Genomic DNA, 19,727 nt, shown 5'->3' with positions numbered 1-19,727 from the left:
GCGCCAGGAAGGGACCCATGTCATACGTAATCACTGCCTCGCCCGACCTCGACGTGCCCCCCCAAGGTGCGACCGACGCCCTGTTCGTGACGCTGTACGCGGAATTGCATCGGCTGGCACGGCGTGAGCTCAACCGTCGCGGCTCACTGTCGGGCCTCGGGGTGACCACGCTGCTCCACGAGGCATACCTGTCGATCGCCGGCAAGGACGGCGCGTCCTTCGTCGACCACGCGCGGTTCATGGGCTACGCGGCGCGGGTGATGCGGGGCCTGATCATCGACGACGTGCGTCGCAAGCGATCGGAAAAGCGCGGCGGGCAGTTCCACATCACGGCGCTGGACACCGATCACATGGGCCGCCTTGCGGGTCCCGATGAGCTCATCGGCATCAGTGACGCGCTCGATACGCTCGCCGAGATCGATCCGGGCGTGGCCGAAATCATCGAACTGAAGTTCTTCTGCGGCTTCTCGTTCGTGGAGATTGCCGCGATGCGCGGGGTTTCGGAACGGACCATCCAGCGCGGCTGGGAGAAGGGCCGTCTCTATCTGCATCACGCCGTGGTTGCGGACGCCGGCGCGACGGGCGACACCGATGCGCTCGCTCGACGCTGACCGCTGGCGTGCCCTGAGCGCGTGCCTCGACGAAGCGCTCGATCTCGCGCCTGACGACCGCGCCGCCTGGCTCAGTGCGCTCGGCGCCCGCGACGCCGCCCTCGCAGCCGACATGGCAGCCTGGCTGGCCGAACACGACCAGATCCGCGACGAGCCGTTTCTCGATGGCGTTGCGGTCGATGCCCGCCTCGCCACGCCGCCGTCGCTGGCCGGTCAGGTCATGGGCGCCTATCGCCTGCTGAAACCGCTCGGTGAAGGCGGTTCGGGCAGTGTGTGGCTCGCCGAACGCTGCGACGGTCGCTTCGAAGGCCGCGCCGCCGTCAAACTGCTGAACCTGGCGCTCGTCGGCCGTTCCGGCCAGGAGCGATTCCGGCGCGAAGGCACCATCCTCGCCCGCCTCCAGCATCCGCGCATCGCCCATCTCGTCGACGCGGGCATCTCGCCCAGCGGCCAGCCCTACCTCGTGCTCGAGTACGTGGATGGCCGGCCCATCGACCAGTACGCCGATGCGCGAGGTCTCGATGTCGAGTCGCGGCTGCGCCTGTTCCTCGATGTGCTCGACGGTGTGACCCACGCGCATGCCAACCTGATCGTGCACCGCGACATCAAGCCGGCCAACGTCCTGGTGAGCGTGGACGGGAGCGTCAAGCTCCTCGACTTCGGCATCGCGAAGCTGATTGACACCGATGCTGACGTCGATGCCGCGCGCAGCCCGGAGGCAACCGCCCTCACGCGCGAGCTGAGCCGGGCGCTGACGCCGGAGTATGCCGCCCCCGAGCAACTGGTGGGCGCACCGGTGACCACTGCCACCGACATCTACGCGCTCGGCGTGCTCCTGTACGTCCTGCTCTCGGGTCGCCATCCCGCCGGACGCGCGTTGCGCTCGCCCAATACGCTGATCCGCGCGATCGTCGACGAGGAGCCTCCACGCGTCTCGGAGGCGATCGCGGACGCCGCAGGTGACGAGGAGTTGGCCGATACACATGCGGCGCGTTGCGGCACGAGCCCATCTCGGCTGCGTCGTCAACTGCGCGGCGACCTCGACACGATCGTCGCCAAGGCACTCAAGAAGGACGTGACCGAACGTTACGCCTCGATCACCGCGCTGGCCGACGACGTACGCCGCTACCTGCGGCGCGAACCGATCGGCGCGCGGCCGGATACGGTGAGTTACCGGACGGCCCGCTTCCTGCGCCGCCACATCGTCGGCGTCGCGCTGGCGCTCGGCACGCTGCTGCTCGTGGGCACGATGACGGCGATGTACACGCATCGCCTCGCCATGGCGAGGGACCGTGCACAACGTGAATCGGCCAAGGCCGTAAAGGTGAGCGGGATGCTGATGGGTGCGCTCTCGAGCGCCGATCCTTACCTGAACTCCTCTGCCGGCAACCAACCGAACGCGCGGCAGTTGCTCGATACCGGCGCCGATCAGGTTCAGCGCGAACTCGCCGGCGAACCCGGACTGCAGGCCGAGCTGCTGACGATGATGGGCCGGACCTATCGCCGCCTCGGGTCGTATGCCAGGGCGGAGGCACTGCTCGAGCAGGCACTCGCTGGAGCGCGAGTCGCATTCGGACCCGAGCACCTGCGCGTCGCGCAGGCGCTCCAGGATCTGGGCGTCGTGCTCAGCGAGCGTGGACGCTATCCGGATGCGCGCCGCAGCCTCGAGGATGCCCTGGCGATGCGTCAGCGGTTGCAGCCCGAGGGAAGTGCCGAAACGGGCGTTGTGCTGGCCGAACTCGGGCGCCTGTATCAGGACCTGCGCCTGGATGACCGCGCCGAAGCGGCGCATCGCGAAGGTCTTGCGGTGCGGCGACGGCTGCTCGGCGATCGGCATAGCGAGACAGCCGTCAGCGAGAACAACCTGGCATCGGTGCTACGCCTCCGGGGCGACCTCGACGCCGCAGAGGCGTTGCTCCGACACGCGCTCGGCGTGAGCATCGAGACGCATGGTCCACGGCATCCGAACGCGGCGACGACGCGACACGACCTGGCGCTGATCGCGTACGCACGCGGCGACCTCGCGGGCGCCGATGCCCAACTGCGTACGTCGCTGGAACTGCAGCGTGAGTCGGTCGGTCCGGATCATCCGACCGTCGCCCTGACGCTGAACTCGCTCGCGCGTGTACAGGCGGCCCGGGGGCGGCATCGCGAGGCGCTGGCCACGCTGCGCACCGCGATCGGCGTGGCGCGCGCGTCGCTGGGCGAGACACACCAACTCGTGGCGATCTTCACGCTGAACGCCGGGGCCGTGTGCCTCGCGCTCGGCGAACCAACGGAAGCGGAGTCATTGCTTCGCGAAGGGCTACGGTTGCGCGAGCTGGCTCCCGATGTCGTCCCGAGCCGCCGGCGCACCATGCCCCAGGACGACTGGTCGCTCGACGCCGCGCGACGCGCGCTCGCGTCGGCGTCGTTGTCGGTCTCGGCGCGATAGTCGCGCCCTGGTTGCGCGCGATCTAGCGTCGCGTGCCGATCGTGATGCAGTACTCGCGAGGGACGCAGATCCCTAGGTCGTTCGCGAAGCCGGCATGGAACGCGATGAAATCGTTGCGCAGCCCCTCGCGGCGCTCGTCGTCGAGGTTCTCGTACAACGTGCGCGTCGGTCCGTAGCCGGTCGAGAACGTGTGCCACGCCGCTTGCGGGCTCGGCTCCCGGTAGAACGACGTCCCGCTCTCGAAACGCAGGTCGAATGCCTCGCCCAGCAACTCGCGGACGCGCTCCGGACGACCCCAGGCAAACGGCGAGGGCGGTGCGGGAGAGGGCGGCTCCGGCATGTACGCCCGCATCACCCGGAACATGCCGAACACCGTGCCGTCAGGCGCCCATGTGGACAGCGCCATGCGGCCGCCAGGGCGGACGACGCGCGCGAGTTCGGACGCCGCCGCCTCGGGGTTGGCGGCGAACATGACGCCGAATGTCGAGACGACGGCGTCGAATGTCCCATCCCCGAATGGCATGCGCTCCGCGTCGGCGAGCCGGTACTCGATGTCCAGGCCGTCGGCTATCGCCCGCGCGCGAGCTGCCTCGAGGAGGTCTTCCGCGATGTCGGCGCCGACGACGGTCGCGCCGCGCCGCGCGACGAGCCGGGACGTCCAGCCGGTGCCGGTCGAGAGGTCGAGCACGCGCTCGATGGGCTGGGGATCGAGCCGAAGCACGCAGTGCTCGATTGCATCGGCGATGCCCCTGCTGATTTCGTCGTAGGCCTTGCCGCCCCGGCTCCAGACGGCGGCGGCGCGAAGGTTGTGCGGCTGAATGGTCGAGCTCATGATGACTCCCTGAAAGATGGGGCCCGGAAAAGGGGGCCCGTACCGGAGTCATCGAGATCGGCGGCCGAAAGGCGACACGGCCCCGGCGCGCGAAGGGGCAAGGTCGAGCTCCGGCACCCGGGTCACCGGCGTCGGGTTCAGTGCGGCGCCGGCAGTGCCGAGTTGCTGACAAACGCGATCCGGGTGCCGTCGGGCGACCACGACGGCACGTTGATCGTCCCCTGGCCGCCGTACACGTAGGCAATCACCTTCGCGTTCGAGCCGTCGAGGGCCATGTGCCTGAGGTAGACGTGTTTGTAGAACGGGTGGTCGCCCGACGCGATGTCCTCGCCGTAGGAGATGATCACCATCGACTTGCCATCGGGCGAGATGTGCGGGAACCAGTTGTTGAAGCGGTCGAACGTGATCTGCTGCTGATTCGACCCGTCCGGCTTCATGCGCCAGATCTGCATGTGGCCGGATCGGTTCGAGTTGAAGTACAGCCACTGCCCGTCCGGGGTCAGCTCCGATCCGTCGTCGACGCCTTCCGTGGTGGTGAGGCGGACTTCCTCGCCCCCGCTCACTGCAATCTTGTAGATGTCGAGCTCGTTGTTGCGTTGACCGGTATAGAAGAGCCACTGCTTGTCGAGTGACCAGCTGTGCAGGTAGGACGGCGAATTGGGCGTCACGCGAGTCGGCTCGCCGCCGGTGGTCGGCACCACGTAGATGACCGAGCGGCCGTTGTCTCCAGGTTCCTGGCTGTGTTGGCTGCTGATCCCGAGCATCGTGCCGTCGGTCGAGAGGACGTGATCGTTGTTGTTGCGGGTGGCACGCCCGGTCGGCAACTCGGCAACGGCCCGCGTGGCGAGATCGAACGTCCACAGCTTGCCGCTGCCGTTGAAGATGAGCGTCTTGCCGTCCGGCGTCCAGTTCGGCGCCTGGATCGAGATCGGCGACGTGTGCACCACGGTGCGTGCGCCGGTCCTGATATCCATCACTTCGAGATTGCTGCCGATGTAGTCGCGATACGGCACCCATCCGGCCTTCGGCGGCACGACGATCCTGACGTTGCTGAAGACGGCCGTCTCCTTGACAGTCGCGTTGTGCGCACACGCGAACAACCCCACGTACACCTGCTCGCCCAATTCGGGCCCGAACACCTCGGTATGGACCATCGGCTCGCCGAACTTCGCCACGCCCATCACGTACCGTTTTCCCTCCCGCTTCAGTTCGAGGACCTCTGCGTGGGTAATCGACGCGATGGCCTGCGTGGTCACGCCGCCGGGCTCGTCGCGGCGCTGCAGGGACGTCAGGCCGTCACCGTGACGCACGGCATCGACGTATGGAGAATCCGCTTCGAGTCCCTTGCGGACGATGATGCCGATCTTGCGGTGCGGATCGGTGCCCTCGCCGAGGAACCGTACGTGTGCGCGCATGACGAAGTCGCCCGACATCCGTCGCCACGCGAACTGGAACTCATCACGCGCGGCCCACATGTTGGCTCCACCAGCGGAGAGCGTGTATGTCTGCGTGGCGACGTCGTACGTCGTGGAGCCACTGATGGCGGGCGCGCCGATGTCGGCACTCGCCTCGAAGTGGCCGACGCCCGCGGCCCTGACCGTCGGCGCGGCGTTGTTGACGGGTGCGACGGGTGCGACTGGTGCGGCGCCGGGCGCTTGCTGCGCGGCGGTGACCGGCAACGCGAGGAGGACCAACAGCAGCGCAGTGCCACACGTCAGCGGCGACGGCGGGCGTGTCACTTCGCCTCCGCTGACACCGCCTTCGTGCCAGGCGCGGCCCAGTTCACCACGTGATAGGTGGCCGGCACCGTACCGCGATTGCGGACCGTGTGCGGCACCATCGAGGCGAAGAACACCAGAGAGCCGGTCGGTGCCAGCTTCCACTCGCCATTCACGTACGCCTCGACCTCGCCGGCCTTGATGATCAGCAGTTCCTCGTTCTTGTGCGTGTGCGGCGCGTGCGGCGACGCACCCGGCTTCAGCGTCGTCGTGTGGTATTCGAGTTCGTCGAGCGTGGCGGTCGGTGCGGCGAACACGGTCCGGCGTGCGCCCTGCTCGGTCGGACGTTCGGGCACCGACTCCCAGGTGAACAGGGCCGACTTCATCAGCAGGCCATCGCTTGCGGGTCGTTGCACCGCGGCCGCGGCGCCGGTGGCGGCTGCAAGTGCCAGAGCCAGCGAGAAGGTACGGGTGGTCATGGATCGCTCCCTGCGTGTGCCGCGCACTGTAGCAGGTCCAGGCGGATTCACGGTGGCGGCCGGGCCGCGAGCGGACGCCCAGCCATTGACGGCACCTCCGACCTCGCCGTACCGTCGCCGGATGCGGATCCCTACCCTCCTGCTCTCGGTGTCCTTGTTCACCGCCGGCGTGCTCGGCGTCGACGTCGCCGGCCAGGCGCCGGCCTCGACGGTCACGGCAAAGGCGTACATCGACGGCACGGGCCCCGGCTGGCGCACGCTCGGAGCCGCCGATTTCGCCCCGGTCAACGGCCATCCAGACACGTGGAAGTGGGAGGGCGAGATCCTGAAGTCGACGGGCGTGCCGATCGGCGTCATGCGCACGCGCGATCAGTTCCTGAACTTCGAATTGGTGATCGAGTGGCGGCACATGAAGTCTGCCGGGAATTCGGGTGTCTTCGCGTGGGTGCCGATGAAGGCGCTCGACGACCTCAAGCCCGATCACCTGCCGCGGTGGGGCATCGAGATCCAGATGCTCGACCACGGGTACCGGCAGTGGTTCCGCGAGCGCAATCCCGGCAAACCGGACAACTGGTTCACCACCAACGGCGACATCTTCGCGGTGGGCAACTCGAAGCTGGAACCGTTCGAGCCACGCTCGCCCGACGGCTCGCGCAGCTACCCCCGGTCGGAACACAGCCACGGCGTCGGCGAGTGGAATCACTACTACGTCCGCGGCGTGAACGGCGAGATCCGGCTATGGGTGAACGGTGAAGAAGTCTCTGGCGGACGCGGCGCCGATCCGCGGACCGGGTTCCTCTGTCTCGAGGCGGAAGGGTCGCCGGTCGAGTTCAGGAACATCCGCGTACGCGAACTGCCATGAGCGACGACGTCGAGCGCGAGGCCCAGGGCGAGCAACCCGCCACACCCGGCAGCTACGGGGAGCCGCCGCGAGGATTCCGGCTGCCCGAGGCCACCGCGCTCGGCGGTGTGCGGCTGCAGGTGGCCGATCTCGACCGCTCGCTGCCCTTCTACCAGGACGTGCTCGGGCTGCGCGTCGTCGGGCAGACGGCCGATGAGGCGTCACTCGCGGCCCGCGGCGACGATCGCATGCTCGTCCACCTGGTAGAGCGGCCCGGATCGCAAACGGCCGCGCGGGGCGACAGGCTCGGCTTGTACCACTACGCCATCCTGCTACCCGATCGCCCGGGACTCGCACGATTGGTTCGCCATCTCTCGAGTACCGGCCTCCACGTCGGCGCAGGCGATCACCTCGTGAGCGAGGCGTTCTACATCTCGGATCCGGATGGTCTCGGCATCGAGGTGTACGCCGATCGCCCGCGGACGTCCTGGCGTCGTCTCGGACGCCAGTTGAAGATGGCCACCGACCCCGTGGACGTACAAGGCCTGCTCGCCACCGCGGGTGATGCCCCCTGGGAAGGCATGCCCGCAGGCACGGTCATGGGGCACGTGCACCTGCACGTCGGCGATCTCGATCGCGCGGCGGCGTTCTATGCCGCTGGCCTCGGCTTCGACAAGACGACCTGGAGCTATCCCGGGGCGCTGTTCCTTGGCGCCGGGGGCTACCACCACCACGTGGGCGTCAACACGTGGGCAGGCCCTGGTGCCCCACCGGCTGGTCCGGGCGACGCGCGATTGCTGGAGTGGACACTCGCGCTGCCCGACGCCACCGCCGTCGCCGCGGTGCGCGCGAGCCTGGATGCAGCCGGTTTCGACGTGGAGCACTCCGGCGACGCATTCATCACGCGAGACCCGTGGGGCACTGCGGTGCGCGTCTTGAACGAACGCTGAACGCCGAACGCCGAACGCTGAAAACGTCAGGCAGAACGTAGGCGTCGAGCTTGCTCGACGGTCGATTCTCGTCTGTCGACCAAGGTCGACAGCTACACACATCCTGCAGGCGATTTTCGATCGCCGACCCGCGCGTCCCTCGACCTGACTTGTCCACCGTAGCCTTGGCGAAGATGGAAGGTCGACGGCTACGTCTAACGCGTTCACGTCGAACGTCTGATGTGTAGGCGTCGAGCTTGCTCGACGCGCACCGCAGCAGCGCCGAACCTAAGTTAGTCCTCGGTCACGTAACCGCGTGCCATCGCGTCCTGCACGTCCGGAAAGATTGCCATGGCTGTGAGCATGCGGCGGAAACCGAACTTCCTGTAGAACGGCTCCTTGCCGGGAACGGCGTACAGGATGATCTTGCGATGCCCCTGCGAGAGCTCCACCAGCGTGGCAACAATCTGCTTGCCGACGCCGGTCCCCTGGTGGCTCGGCAGCACGGCCACGTCGCACACGTACGACCAGTCGAGCCCGTCGGCCAGTGCCCTTCCCGCGCCAACGAGCTTGCCCTGATCGAACGCGAAACAGCAGTACCGGCTGTTGCCGTAGACGACCTGCAGGCCGGCCGCGTCCTTGTTGCCGAGCGGTGCCGCCCGGTACAGCGCCTCCAGTTCGTGCCAATCGATGCCGGCGATCGACTGCGACCAGGTGATCACGTCAGCGTGCCCCATATCCCTCGGCGGGCTTGCCGTCGTCATCGAGGTGGCCGGTCGTCCACAGGACGCCACGGGTGACGAGGGCCAGGTACACGGGGTCCTCAATCATCGCGGTGTTGTGCCCGAGCGAGGTGACGAACACGCGCGCCTTGCCGTGGGTGTTGGTCCAGATCAGAGGCGAGGTCTTCTTCGTCTCCTCGCTGTAGGCCTGTGCGAGTGGCGTCATTCCGGGCCAGACACGCTCCAGTTCGTACAGCTCCTCGGGAATCGTCACCCACCTCGCCGGCACGCCCTTCATGATCGGATGATCCGGCGCCACCGTCTGCACATCCAGCGGACGCTGCGCGTCGTGGCGCATGCTGAACGCCCCCATGAGTTCTCCCCAGGCCCGGCTGGTCGACCGCCGGTAACTGTGCACCGCGCCATGCAGGATCACGGCGCCGACGCCACTGTCGCGATGCGCGTGCGCCAGGCGTTCGATCCAGGGAACGTCGACGACGTTGGAGAACGACATGTTGTAGAGCACGACATCGAAGTCCTTCGTCCAGGCACTGTCCTTGTGCCGATCGATCAGCACCTCCGTGGACTTCCCCGCCGTGTGATCGATGGTCCACTCGACGTTGGCCTGCCGTGCCACGGCGGGAGGCACGATCGCCTCCTGCTTGACGAACTCGTGGAAGCCGCCACCAGTCACATACAGCGCCCGGATCGGTCGCACCGGCGGCGCCGCTGCGATCAAGGCCGTGCGGCCGGTCTCTGTCGCCGATCCGACGACGAGGACGAGTGCTGCGAGCAGGACGATGAGCCGGTGCATGCGAATTCCTTCGGGATGCGCGCCCGAATCAAAACACTGACGTCTTGACGCTTGACGCTTGACGACCTGACGAGCACGTTGGATGTCCAACGCTTGCGAATCGAAGGCCGAAGGCCGGCTGACAAAGGTCGATGGATTGCCGATTATGCCACCGCGACCGAGGGCGTCCCCCTTCGGACCCCGAAGGACGACGCCGCTCGGCGGTTCCGACGACGGTCAGGCCGATTCGAGCGCCGCCCGGCGCAGATCGATCAGCCGCTCGAAGGTACGCTCCTGGTCAGGCGCGCCAGGCGGTGGCTGCCAGTCGAGTGAGCAGCCCGCGTCGATCAGGATTCGCGCGACAGCCACGTGATCGGAGCCAGGACTGGCGTGATCCCGACCCTCTACCGCCCACACGAGCGGCGAAGCAGCGAACATGCCGTCGAGCGCGCCGATGTCGGCGCCGTGGGCGAGGAGGACGCGTACCGCGTCCGGGTGGCCGCCCATGGCCGCGCGATGCAGTGGTGTGACGTTGTCCTGGTCACGGGCGTCCGGATCGAATCCGGATGCCAGCATCGTCTCGAGCGCGGCGCTATCGCCGCTTTCGGCGGGCCGATGCAGCAGCAGGTGATGGTCTGGTCGCAGCTGGCCGCGCAAGGACGGCTGCGCCACGAGCATGGCGGCGGCGTCGTGGCGATCGCCACGCGCGCATGCGGCAACGAAGCGGTCGAGCGCCGACAGTTCGTCGTGCGCGCCCGTGGCCAGCAGGTGCTGGGCGATATCGCGATTGCCGTGCAGCTCCGCGAGCGCATGCGCGGTGCGGCCATCCTTGCGGCGCCGATGGAGATCAGCTCCGTGATTGAGCAGGATGTCGACCATGGCGACGTCCCAGCGGCGCGCCGCGACGTGCAGGGGCGCCTCTCCGTCGAGGCCCCAGGACAGGTTGGCGTCCGCGCCGTGCTCGAGTAGCCAACGCGGCCCGGTGGGATTGGTCGCCCACAACATCATGTGCAGGAGCGGCGGGACTGCGCCGGCAATGCCGTCGGCGCACAAGCCGTACCGGTGCAACAACTCGAGTGCCGCGATGTTGCCACCGCCGCCGGTGATGTGCGCGGAGACGCCATCGGTGGGATTCGCGCCGGCCTCGAGCAGCACCTCCGCGAGGGGCAGGTGCGACACCGCGCACAGGGCGCCCCACAGCACGGTGCGTGGCAGCTCGGGATGCCAGTTCCAGTGATACTCACCGTTCGGATTCGCACCAAGGATGCACAACTGCCGCGCGATGGCGACCAGTCCGTCGAGCCGCGACGCGTCGCGACCGCACAGGCACGTGTGGCAGGCATAGAGCAGTGGCTCCCACTCCTGGGGGCCGCCGGGTTGCGTCGCGAGCTCGGAATGCGCCTGCAGGCGCGCGCTCACGGTCGCGGCGTCGCCGAGCACGATCGCGGTTTGCAACGACGCCGTCGCGATGCGCGGGTGCAGGGCGAGGATGCGTTCGGCGCGTCCGGACGCGCCACCCGTGGCGCAACGGACGAACTCGTCCTTCGCGGCGTCGAACGTCAGCGTGCGCGCCTCGACCTCCTCGCGCATGGCATTCCACGACACGAACCCGTGCTCACGCGCGAGGACCGACTGCGCGTCGTGCAGGGCGAGATCGGTCACCGGCCACTGAGCCGGTGGCCTGTTGCCGAAAGCGGGCAGGATCGTGAAGCGGCTGACGGCTGCGGTGTCGCCCTCACGCGCGGCGCGCAGCAGCGATTTCGCCTGGGTCTTGAGGTTCTCGAGATCGGGGCGTTCGGGGAGTGAGCGTGGCATCGTACGACCTCCATGCCTTCTCCTGCGGTTCGCAAGCAGGCGGCACGGCGGTGTACGACCGACGTCCTCGTGGGACTGCTGACCGTGGGCTTGGCCCTTCGCGCGAACCCGCAGGCGCCGTTTGTGCGCCCTTCGGGAAGGGTAGGCCGCAGCGTTTGCGGAGTCAACAATCGCAGGTAGGATGCAGGCCATGCAGCGACGCCGACTCCTCCGTTCGTTGTTGGCCTTGTGGCCACTGTCCGGTTTTGCGCGAGGCCGCCTCGCCGCAGCCGCGCAGGCCCCGGTATGGACGGAGGCACAGCCGTTCAGGACATTGCAACAGCGGCTCGGATCACGGCTCCTCGCGATCCGCTCGCCACTGGACGCGTGCGCCGGGGCCGGTGGCGCGGACGCGCCAGCACTGTTTGCGAAGTTGAAGAACCCGTACTACCTCGGCGACGAGCCCGGACTCACGCAAACGCTCGGCTGGGCCGGAGCCTGGGTCTCGCGCGCGAGCCGGTACGCCGTGCGCGCCGAGTCGGCTGACGACGTCGCCGCGGCGGTGACCTTCGCACGTACCCAGCGCGTCCGCCTCGTGGTGAAGGGTGGCGGCCACAGCTACTTCGGCAACTCCAACGCGGCCGACTCGCTGCTCGTCTGGACGCGCGCGCTGGATCGCGTCGAAATGCATGACGCATTCGTGCCGTCGGCGGCGCCGCCAGGGACACCGGCACGCGCAGCGGTCTCGGTTGGCGCGGGCGCCATGTGGGGGCGCGTGTACGACATCGTCTCGGTGACGCACGGACGCTACGTGCAGGGCGGCGGTTGCCTCACGGTGGGCGTATCGGGTTTCGTGCAGGGCGGCGGATTCGGCAGCTTCTCCAAGGCATTCGGCACCGGCGCAGCCAGCTTGCTCGAGGCCGAGGTCGTCACCGCCGACGGCCGCACGCGCGTCGTGAACCGGTGGCGCGACCCGGACCTGTTCTTCGCGCTGCGCGGGGGCGGCGGCGGCACCTTCGGCGTCGTCACGCGTCTCACGCTCGCCACGCACCGCCTGCCTGACACGGTTGGCGCGGTGTTGTTCACGGTCACCGCCAATACCGATGCCGCGTGGACGGCGCTGGTCGCGCGCGTGATCGCGTTCTATGCCGAGGCGCTGTTCAATCCCACGTGGGGCGAGCAGTTGCGGTTCGATCGCGGCCGCAAGCTCAGCGTATCGATGGTGTGTCATGGCCTCGATCGCGACGCCATCGAGGCGGCGTGGAAGCCGTTCCTGTCGTGGATCTCGGCGCACGGCAGCGACTACCAGCTCAATGGCGAGCCGTTGATCCTCGCCATCCCGGGCCGGCGCTTCTGGGATCCGGCCGCCCTGCGGCAGGTCCCCGGCGTGGTCATGGGCGACGATCGTCCCGGAGCCCCTTCCGGCAACGTGTTCTGGGCCACCAATCTCGGCGAGGCCGGGCAGCTACTGCGCGCTTACGAGTCGATGTGGTTGCCGGCGCGACTGCTCGACGCCGGCCAGCAGGCGCGTCTCGTCGAGGCGCTCGTGGTGGCCGCCACGAATTGGGGCGTCACGCTGCACGTCAACAAGGGCATGGCGGGCGGCGCGCCGGAGGCGATTGCCGCCTGCCGCGAGACGGCCACCAATCCGCAGGTGCTCGATGCGTTCGCGCTGGTCATCTGCGCGGCCGACGCGCCACCTGCGTGGCCGGGCATTCCAGGCCATGAGCCGAATCTCGCCGAGGCGAAGACCGAGGCCTCGCACGTGCAGCAGGCGATGGCGCCGCTACGTCGATTGGTGCCTGGCGCCGGCACCTACATGTCGGAAGCGAACTATCACGACACCGACTGGCAGGCCGCGTACTGGGGCGAGCACCATGCGCGACTCGCGCCGATCAAGCGCAAATACGATCCCGACCACGTCTTTCGCGGCCACCACGTCGTCGGTGGCACTTGAAACGAACCCGACAGCCTCTCCCGTCAGGCGTTCGCCTGCGATGCGGCCACGCTTTCCAAGCGTGCGCCTTCAGCCTCTCGGCCATCTCTCCGTGCAAGTGGAATCCGCGCAAAACCAACCTCTGACGTGACTGTGACGTGAGGTCGTCGCCGACCTCCGCGATCGCCGGGATCTCCGTCTGGTCTGCGCCATCCCCATTGCCATCGCCCTTATGCGCTGTCGAGCGCCGGGCGGCATCGAGGGCATCGAGCGCCTGCCGTTTCCGTCGATGCGGATCTGCGAGTAGTGCTCGAGCATCCGGCGCGACAGATGACCGCTGGTTGACTCGAGCACGTGGTCCGCCACGCCCATCTCGGCCAGCTCGGTGATGACGGTGTGGCGCAGATCGTGGAACCGGAGGCCTGGCAGGCCCGCGGCGTCGCGCAGCGCCGAGCTGTGTCCCACTTCAACATCGGGTTGGTGGCGTCGTAGCGGCGCCACTGGCACGGCCAGAGGTGGTGCTCGGGCTCCGTGTGTCCAGGGAGATCCGCGCGCTCGAACATACGCGCCGCCGCTTCGATGGCCGACGCGTTCAGCGGGATGACGCGATGGCTCGTCTCGTTCCTGCTGCGTCGAACGGGCACGAGCCGCTTGACGAGATCCACATCGCAGCGCCGAAGGTGCTTCACCTCGACCGGTCGCATCGACGTGTTGGCGCCGACAACGGCCGCTCAATACACGTGCTCCCACTCTGCATTCGATGCGGCAGCGTCGAAGAGACGCTTCCGCTCCTCTGGCGTCAGCGCGCGACCGACCGGACGCTGGCGCTCGGGCAGATTCTTCACGTGATCCGCGAGCGCTCGCCATCCGCCGCAGAACGTCAGCACCCGAGACAACACGCCCACGTCCATGTTGATCGTGCGGTTCGCCCTGCCGGCATCGTGACGGAGGTGCTGGAAATAGGCAATCGTCGTCGTGGTGATCGCGGAGAGCAGCACATCGCCAAAGTGTTGCTCGACGATGCTGAGCCGCTCCTCCTCGAGTTCGATGGTGCGAGCGGAACACCGGATCCGTTTTGCCGTCAGGTACGCGTCGATCGCCTCTGACAATCGCTTCGGTCCCGGTTCATCGGCGGAGAGCCGGCCGTGTCCAGCTCTTCGATCATCTCGCGCTCGCGGCGGGTGGCGACGCGCTCGGTCCGTCAACGTCACGGCGCGATCATCTGATCTGAGCGGTGACGTGTGAATCAGCCCTTCCTTCTCAAGGTGCTTGAGGCTTCGCCGCGAGTTTTGGGAATCGTCCCGGATATCGTGCAGGTCGCTCTCGGCGACGGCTCGAAACGCGCCGATCGTTGCCAGCGCGCGGCTCGGCACCGTCAATCTCGTAGACACGGTCGCGCTCCCGAATCGGTCGGCGCTCGCTTCCACGTGCGAGGTCGAGATCCTTCACAAATAAGTCACGCGGGGCGCGTTCCTTATCCCAAACGCGATCGCTCGTGCTGCCTCGGCCACCCAGATCGCGATCCAAGACGCTGCAACGATCGCGATCGTTCTCCCGCGGATCGTACCTCTGCCACACGTTTCCTCTCCTGTGCTTCTTCGTGGATCCAGCTAAGAGCGCGGCTCTCGCGCTGGGGCCAACTACGCGCGGTGCTTCGAGTATGAGCAGAGCCGCGGCACGACCGCAATTCACGCTTGGGTGCTATCGGGTGGTGTCCGGGGCTGCCGGTCGCTGGTGCCGTCTGATTGCCTGCTTGGTCGACGACCTGCCCTCCAATAGAATCGACCGGGCTCGACCCTTCCGAGCAATTGCGTCCCGAGCAGTAGAGGAACCCAGACCGTGCCTAATGAACGTCCATCTCTCGATGCGGCACTTGCCTCTTACGATCGTACCTCTGCCCATGAACACATCGCCCTCGGCGAACACGAAAGGAAACAAGTCACGGATCGCTTTCCGCTTGACCAGTGGCCTACGATGCCCTTGGAGCGTTATGCGCTCGGTCAAGACACATCGGACGACACGTTCTGCCAGTGGATGGAGTACCGCTCTCAGCATCTCGGGAGCATTCGGGGCGGCTCGGCACGAAAGCTGATCATCTACAAGCACAAGGACAAGCCGGGGTGGTATTGCGACCCCGAGTACAAGGACGAACAGGAAGCGTGGGTCGCCGTTCGGCAGGCATTCATCCAAGCCTTTGAGAAAGCCAAAGTTGGGGACTGGAACACGATTGACGATCTCACGCCGTTGTCCGGCGGACCCGCCCTTCGGCTGAAGACGCTTCGCGTGTACTTTCCTGCCGACGTCCTGCCAATTGCTTCGAAACAACACCTTCGCCACTTCCTGCGGGCCCTGGATCGCAAAGAGGCAGACGACCGCGGCCTGGATGTCGTACGCCTCAACCGCGCCCTACTCGATGCCGTGCGCAGTCGGTCCGACTTCGAGGGATGGTCGCCGCCTGAAGTCGAACGGTTCTTCTACCACTGGGCTGACCCGCGCGATCAGCGGCGCATCGTCAAGATCGCGCCTGGTGAGGACGCTAAGTATTGGGACGACTGTCTGCGCGAGGGATATATCTGCGTGGGATGGGACCAGGTGGGCGACCTTCGTGACTTTGAGTCCAAGGAGTCGTTTCGCGCGCGATTCGAGAAGGAGTACAGCGACACCTACAGCAACCACAGACCAACGATCAGCAAGAAGGCCAACGAGGTCTGGACGCTGAGCGAGCTCGAGCCAGGCGATCTCGTGGTTGCGAACAAGGGCACGTCCCAGATCCTCGGTATCGGCAAGGTTGTCGAACCAGCTTATACGTGGATGCCCGACCGAGAGGAGTTCCGACACACGGCGCAGGTCGAATGGGATACCTCCTACGCGAAGACTATCCCGCCGCAGAATCGGTGGGCGCTCGTGACTGTGGCACCCGTGCCTGCGGCGCTCTACAAAACCATCGTCGGTGAGAAGGCTGCCCCGGTTTCGCCATCCCCTATCGATCCGCTCTCGCGGGACATCGCTGAAGCACTCGAACGGAAGGGGCAGGTGATCCTGTACGGTCCACCGGGGACGGGGAAGACGTACCATGCGCGCCGTTTCGCCGTGGCCTGGCTGCTCCAGCACGAGGGTCGAACGGCCGACGCCCAAACGGTCCTGGCCGACGTCGACAAGTTCCTCGAGGTGGAGCGCGAACTATCTACGGTTCAGGTCTCCCGTCGCGTCTGGTGGGTCGTCGCGAACCCGAAAGAGTGGAGCTGGGACCGGCTTTTCAAAGAGAAGCGAGTGAGCTACCGGCACGGTCGGCTCCAGCGAAACTACCCGCATGTGAAGGCGGGCGATTTGGTGATCGGCTACCAGTCAACGCCAGAGAAACGAGTCGTGGCGCTGGCGCGCGTCTCCAAGGGCTTCGGCGCGCATGATGGCAAGGAGCCAACGATTGAGATTACGCCGCTCGCCCGAGTAACGAATGGCCTCACGTACGATGAATTGGCGGCCGATGCCATCCTCAAAGCGTCTGAGCCGATGCGGTTCCGCAACCAAGGCACGCTCTTTGGACTCAGCGCCGACGAGGCTGACCACGTCCTATCGCTCCTCGCCGAGCGAGACCCTGACCTCCAGCCCTTCGTCGGCGACGACGAGGTCGTCAGCCCGCTCACGCGCGTGACCTTTCATCCTTCCTACAGCTACGAAGACTTCATCGAGGGCTTCCGACCGCACGACACCGGCGACCGCTCGCTCTCGCTTCGCCTGGCAGACGGCGTGTTCAAGCGCGTGTGCCATGCGGCCCTTGCGCAGCCGGCGAAACGGTTCCTGCTGGTTGTCGACGAGATCAATCGTGCCAACGTCGCAAAAGTGCTGGGAGAGCTCATTACGCTCCTCGAAATCGACAAGCGTGGTCTATTGATCACTCTTCCGCAGAGCAAGGAGAGCTTCTGTATCCCTCCGAACGTCTTTCTCCTGGGCACGATGAACACCGCGGACCGGAGCATCAAGCTGCTGGATGCTGCATTGCGGCGCCGATTCGCGTTCATCGAGCTCATGCCGGATGTCGAAGTGCTGCGAGGGTCGAAGGTCGGAACACTGGCGCTCGACGACTTCCTGGAGGAGTTGAATCGCCGGATCGCGAAAACAGAAGGCAGGGAAAAGCAGATCGGCCATTCCTTCCTGCTGGAGGACGGCGAGCCGATCACTGATGCGGACGAATTCGCGCGCCGCTTTCGGCAGGAGATCCTGCCTCTACTCCAAGAGTACTGTTACGACGACTACACTGCGTTGGCGTCGTACATCGGTCCGAAGCTGGTCGACAAGAATGCCCAGACGCTCGACCGGGAACGTCTTGCAGATGCCGACGCGCTCGTGGCGGCCCTTGAAGAGGAGTTCGGTCGCCGCGAGGGAGGCGTCGTGTGAAACACACGTCGGGTGACCGGCCTGTTTTCGAAATCGCCGAGTGGGAGACCTTGAAGATCGACGGCGAAGTACTCACGCCATCGGATCAGCGTCTGAAGGAAGAACTCCGGTCAGGCGAAGAGGGCCGACTGCTGGTGGATGAACTTCGCGCCGGGGTGCGAGTCACGGCTCGTTCGTGGGTCGGCATTGTGCGCTTCGAACGATTCGAGGTGCGGGTTGTTCCCAAGCTGGCCGGCAACAACATCGGGCTTGTCGAGATGATCGAGTTTGCAACCGGACTCGACTCTCTACGCAGAAGCTCCAGCGCGAGAAGTTTACATGCCGAAGGCACCGGCTTGTTCGACCTTATTGCGCTTCTGCTCGCGGAGGGTACGGAGCTGATCCTCCGCGGTGGACTTCTCGCCGACTACGTCGAACGCGAGGACGAGCTCCCAGTGTTACGAGGGCGACTGCTCGGTGATCAACAAGTGCTCCGACGATTCGGGCAGGTAGACCGTCTCGTCTGCCGGTTTGACGAGCACGAGCAGAACATCGCCGAGAACCAACTTCTGGCAGCCGCATTGAGCCGATGCGCGACGCGCGTCACGTACGATTCGGTTCGCCGACGCGTCCGGCGGCTCCTGGCGATTCTTCAGGAGGCGTGCCGCCCTGACGATCTTGACCTGGAGGGGATCCGGAACCGGATGACGTACCACCGGCTGAACGAACACTACCGGAATCCGCACGCACTTGCGTGGTTGATCCTGGACGGGTTGGGTACGAGAGACGTGCTCGTCACCGGCGAAACGAACTGTTTCGCGTTCTTGATCGACATGAACCGGCTATTCGAGATGTTCGTGTTCCGCCTCGTAGACACGTTGCTCGCGGGATCGGCCATGCGCGTTCACTATCAGCGCGCGGACCGCTCGATCATTCTGAACGCATCCACCGGTCAGCCCTACGCTCGCGTGGTCCCCGACATCCTGGTCGAACGAAGCGCTGCTGACACCACCGCCCGCCTTGCGATCGACGCGAAATACAAGTTGTACGACGAGCGAAAACTTAGCAGCTCGGACGTGTATCAGAGCTTTCTTTACGCCTATGCCTACGGCGCCGCTGGCGGTCCAGCCCTCCCTGCTGCACTTCTCGTGTATCCGTCTTCGAGTCGGTCGAGTCGTGCCGTCCGCCTTCGGGTCCGCAGTGCGCAGGCCCTTGCTGCGGCCGAGATTCTTGCGCTTGGCCTGTCTATTCCTGACGTTCTCGCCGAGTTGACCGGGCAGATCCACGGGTCCGCCACGAAGGCGTTGATCGAGGCCGTTCAGCAGGGGATCGGCGCAGCCCGACACGTGGCTGCATAGCCAGCAGCGAACCTTTTGACGTGCATGCCCAGATCGGGCATGATTGTGCCCATATTGGGTGCCAAGGCCGTTTCAAATCGGTCCCGTCGAAAGAGCCTGGCGGATGCGCTGTTCACGAAGACACAGCAGCGCGTCCTCGGTGTGCTTTTCGGCCAGCCCGAGCGTAGCTTCTATGCCTCGGAGCTGATTCGAGACGCGGGCACGGGCTCTGGCGCAGCCCAGCGCGAACTTGCGAAGCTGGAAGGAAGCGGGCTGATCTCGGCGCGGCGGATTGGCCATCAGAAGCACTACCAGGCCAACGCGACGTCACCTCTGTATTTCGAACTGCGGAACATCGTCTTGAAGACAGTCGGTCTCGCCGAGCCGCTGCGCGAGGCCCTGAAGCCGTTGTCGAAGGCGATTCGCACGGCCTTCGTGTACGGTTCCGTGGCCAAGGCGACGGATCAAGCGGCAAGCGACATCGACCTGATGATCATTAGCGACAGCCTCACGTACGGCGAGGTCTTCGGCGCCCTCGAGCGGGTCACGCGCGCCGTGGGTCGGAAAGTCAACCCCACGGTGTACACGGCCGCCGAGTTTTCCAAGCGCGCCAGGACTGAAAACGCATTCGTGACACGGGTGCTCGAGCAGCCAAAACTCTGGGTGATTGGATCCGAACATGACCTCCCCATCGCCACTTGAGCGCCTCGCGGGTCCGGGAAACGTCCTCGGAAAGGAACCTCCCGATGCGAAGGAGTTTACCGGTCTCGTCCGTTCGGGCCTCGCGCGGTTGAAGGATGCGGAGAACGCAGCGAACTCGTTGGACAGCAGGTTCGATCTCGCCTACAGCGCCGCTCACGCACTCTGCTTGGCGGCGCTCCGCCACCACGGATTCCGACCGTCGAAGCGATACATCGTCTTTCAGGT

At 66.2% G+C, this 19,727-nt stretch carries 17 protein-coding genes; 9 read left to right on the top strand and 8 right to left on the bottom strand.

Features of this window, described 5'->3' with window-relative positions; all coding sequences use genetic code 11:
• Positions 1–17: 17 nt before the first annotated feature.
• A complete protein-coding gene (locus LuPra_RS01115; RefSeq protein WP_110169057.1) occupies positions 18–611 on the top strand; it encodes an ECF-type sigma factor in 594 nt (197 codons plus the stop codon).
• Complete coding sequence (locus LuPra_RS33600; protein WP_110169056.1) at positions 592–3,045, top strand: serine/threonine-protein kinase; 2,454 nt, start codon at positions 592–594, stop codon at positions 3,043–3,045. Before LuPra_RS01115 ends, LuPra_RS33600 begins: the two co-directional genes overlap by 20 nt.
• A 22-nt stretch (positions 3,046–3,067) precedes the next feature.
• Here the strand turns inward: LuPra_RS33600 and LuPra_RS01105 are convergent, their stop codons facing one another.
• The 3 genes from LuPra_RS01105 to LuPra_RS32760 form a co-directional block, all read right to left on the bottom strand.
• Complete coding sequence (locus LuPra_RS01105) at positions 3,068–3,877, bottom strand: class I SAM-dependent methyltransferase (RefSeq protein ID WP_110169055.1); 810 nt, start codon at positions 3,875–3,877, stop codon at positions 3,068–3,070.
• 137 nt (positions 3,878–4,014) lie between these two features.
• Complete coding sequence (locus tag LuPra_RS01100) at positions 4,015–5,616, bottom strand: TolB family protein (RefSeq protein ID WP_234800666.1); 1,602 nt, start codon at positions 5,614–5,616, stop codon at positions 4,015–4,017.
• Positions 5,613–6,074 (bottom strand): cupin domain-containing protein, encoded by a 462-nt coding sequence (locus tag LuPra_RS32760; RefSeq protein ID WP_201792171.1) that lies wholly within the window; start codon positions 6,072–6,074, stop codon positions 5,613–5,615. The genes LuPra_RS01100 and LuPra_RS32760 overlap by 4 nt, the downstream gene beginning before the upstream one ends.
• Positions 6,075–6,195: 121 nt before the next feature.
• Between LuPra_RS32760 and LuPra_RS01090 the strand changes: the two genes are divergently transcribed.
• Together LuPra_RS01090 and LuPra_RS01085 are read left to right on the top strand one after the other, a co-directional pair.
• Positions 6,196–6,936: a 3-keto-disaccharide hydrolase gene (locus tag LuPra_RS01090; RefSeq protein WP_201792170.1), complete on the top strand. Its 741-nt coding sequence runs from the start codon at positions 6,196–6,198 to the stop codon at positions 6,934–6,936.
• On the top strand, positions 6,933–7,865 hold the full coding sequence (locus LuPra_RS01085; RefSeq protein ID WP_110169054.1) for a VOC family protein: 933 nt from the start codon (positions 6,933–6,935) through the stop codon (positions 7,863–7,865). Before LuPra_RS01090 ends, LuPra_RS01085 begins: the two co-directional genes overlap by 4 nt.
• 272 nt (positions 7,866–8,137) lie before the next feature.
• Here LuPra_RS01085 and LuPra_RS01080 read toward each other — a convergent pair whose 3' ends face one another.
• From LuPra_RS01080 to LuPra_RS01070, 3 genes are all read right to left on the bottom strand, one after another.
• Positions 8,138–8,566: a GNAT family N-acetyltransferase gene (locus LuPra_RS01080; RefSeq protein WP_234800665.1), complete on the bottom strand. Its 429-nt coding sequence runs from the start codon at positions 8,564–8,566 to the stop codon at positions 8,138–8,140.
• Between the two features lies 1 nt (position 8,567).
• Positions 8,568–9,380, bottom strand: coding sequence for a ThuA domain-containing protein (locus LuPra_RS01075; protein ID WP_110169052.1), 813 nt, complete (start codon positions 9,378–9,380; stop codon positions 8,568–8,570).
• A 216-nt stretch (positions 9,381–9,596) separates the two neighbouring features.
• Positions 9,597–11,174: an ankyrin repeat domain-containing protein gene (locus LuPra_RS01070; protein ID WP_162271269.1), complete on the bottom strand. Its 1,578-nt coding sequence runs from the start codon at positions 11,172–11,174 to the stop codon at positions 9,597–9,599.
• Between the two features lie 190 nt (positions 11,175–11,364).
• On the opposite strand from LuPra_RS01070, the gene LuPra_RS01065 reads away from it, so the two are divergent.
• Entirely contained in the window at positions 11,365–13,110 is a 1,746-nt protein-coding gene (locus tag LuPra_RS01065) for an FAD-dependent oxidoreductase (RefSeq protein ID WP_110169050.1), read from the top strand.
• A gap of 69 nt (positions 13,111–13,179) precedes the next feature.
• Here LuPra_RS01065 and LuPra_RS34210 read toward each other — a convergent pair whose 3' ends face one another.
• Positions 13,180–13,479, bottom strand: a complete 300-nt coding sequence (locus tag LuPra_RS34210) for a hypothetical protein (protein WP_418001425.1) — start codon at positions 13,477–13,479, stop codon at positions 13,180–13,182.
• Here LuPra_RS34210 and LuPra_RS32880 point away from each other — a divergent pair.
• On the top strand, positions 13,444–13,581 hold the full coding sequence (locus tag LuPra_RS32880; RefSeq protein ID WP_234800664.1) for a hypothetical protein: 138 nt from the start codon (positions 13,444–13,446) through the stop codon (positions 13,579–13,581). The genes LuPra_RS34210 and LuPra_RS32880 overlap by 36 nt on opposite strands.
• Before the next feature lie 239 nt (positions 13,582–13,820).
• Here LuPra_RS32880 and LuPra_RS31475 read toward each other — a convergent pair whose 3' ends face one another.
• Entirely contained in the window at positions 13,821–14,198 is a 378-nt protein-coding gene (locus tag LuPra_RS31475; protein WP_157898597.1) for a hypothetical protein, read from the bottom strand.
• Positions 14,199–14,928: 730 nt separating this feature from the next.
• Here LuPra_RS31475 and LuPra_RS01055 point away from each other — a divergent pair.
• The 3 genes from LuPra_RS01055 to LuPra_RS01045 are packed head-to-tail and all read left to right on the top strand — an operon-like array spanning position 14,929 to position 19,502.
• On the top strand, positions 14,929–17,484 hold the full coding sequence (locus LuPra_RS01055; protein WP_157898596.1) for an AAA family ATPase: 2,556 nt from the start codon (positions 14,929–14,931) through the stop codon (positions 17,482–17,484).
• Positions 17,481–18,821: an McrC family protein gene (locus LuPra_RS01050; protein ID WP_110169047.1), complete on the top strand. Its 1,341-nt coding sequence runs from the start codon at positions 17,481–17,483 to the stop codon at positions 18,819–18,821. Before LuPra_RS01055 ends, LuPra_RS01050 begins: the two co-directional genes overlap by 4 nt.
• 39 nt (positions 18,822–18,860) lie before the next feature.
• Entirely contained in the window at positions 18,861–19,502 is a 642-nt protein-coding gene (locus tag LuPra_RS01045) for a nucleotidyltransferase domain-containing protein (RefSeq protein ID WP_234800663.1), read from the top strand.
• Positions 19,503–19,727: the final 225 nt, after the last annotated feature.

The sequence above is a fragment of the Luteitalea pratensis genome, from assembly GCF_001618865.1.
Taxonomy (GTDB): Bacteria; Acidobacteriota; Vicinamibacteria; order Vicinamibacterales; family Vicinamibacteraceae; genus Luteitalea; species Luteitalea pratensis.
Note: the sequence above shows the minus strand (reverse complement) of the source record. Positions and strands in the feature narration are given on the sequence as shown.

Bases quoted from the DNA above. Each gene is read 5' to 3' on its own strand.
- LuPra_RS01115 (WP_110169057.1), top strand. From the start codon at position 18: ATGTCATACGTAATCACTGCCTCGCCCGACCTCGACGTGCCCCCCCAA.
- LuPra_RS33600 (WP_110169056.1), top strand. From the start codon at position 592: ATGCGCTCGCTCGACGCTGACCGCTGGCGTGCCCTGAGCGCGTGCCTC.
- LuPra_RS01105 (WP_110169055.1), bottom strand. From the start codon at position 3,877: ATGAGCTCGACCATTCAGCCGCACAACCTTCGCGCCGCCGCCGTCTGG.
- LuPra_RS32760 (WP_201792171.1), bottom strand. From the start codon at position 6,074: ATGACCACCCGTACCTTCTCGCTGGCTCTGGCACTTGCAGCCGCCACC.
- LuPra_RS01090 (WP_201792170.1), top strand. From the start codon at position 6,196: ATGCGGATCCCTACCCTCCTGCTCTCGGTGTCCTTGTTCACCGCCGGC.
- LuPra_RS01085 (WP_110169054.1), top strand. From the start codon at position 6,933: ATGAGCGACGACGTCGAGCGCGAGGCCCAGGGCGAGCAACCCGCCACA.
- LuPra_RS01075 (WP_110169052.1), bottom strand. From the start codon at position 9,380: ATGCACCGGCTCATCGTCCTGCTCGCAGCACTCGTCCTCGTCGTCGGA.
- LuPra_RS01070 (WP_162271269.1), bottom strand. From the start codon at position 11,174: ATGCCACGCTCACTCCCCGAACGCCCCGATCTCGAGAACCTCAAGACC.
- LuPra_RS01065 (WP_110169050.1), top strand. From the start codon at position 11,365: ATGCAGCGACGCCGACTCCTCCGTTCGTTGTTGGCCTTGTGGCCACTG.
- LuPra_RS01045 (WP_234800663.1), top strand. From the start codon at position 18,861: ATGATTGTGCCCATATTGGGTGCCAAGGCCGTTTCAAATCGGTCCCGT.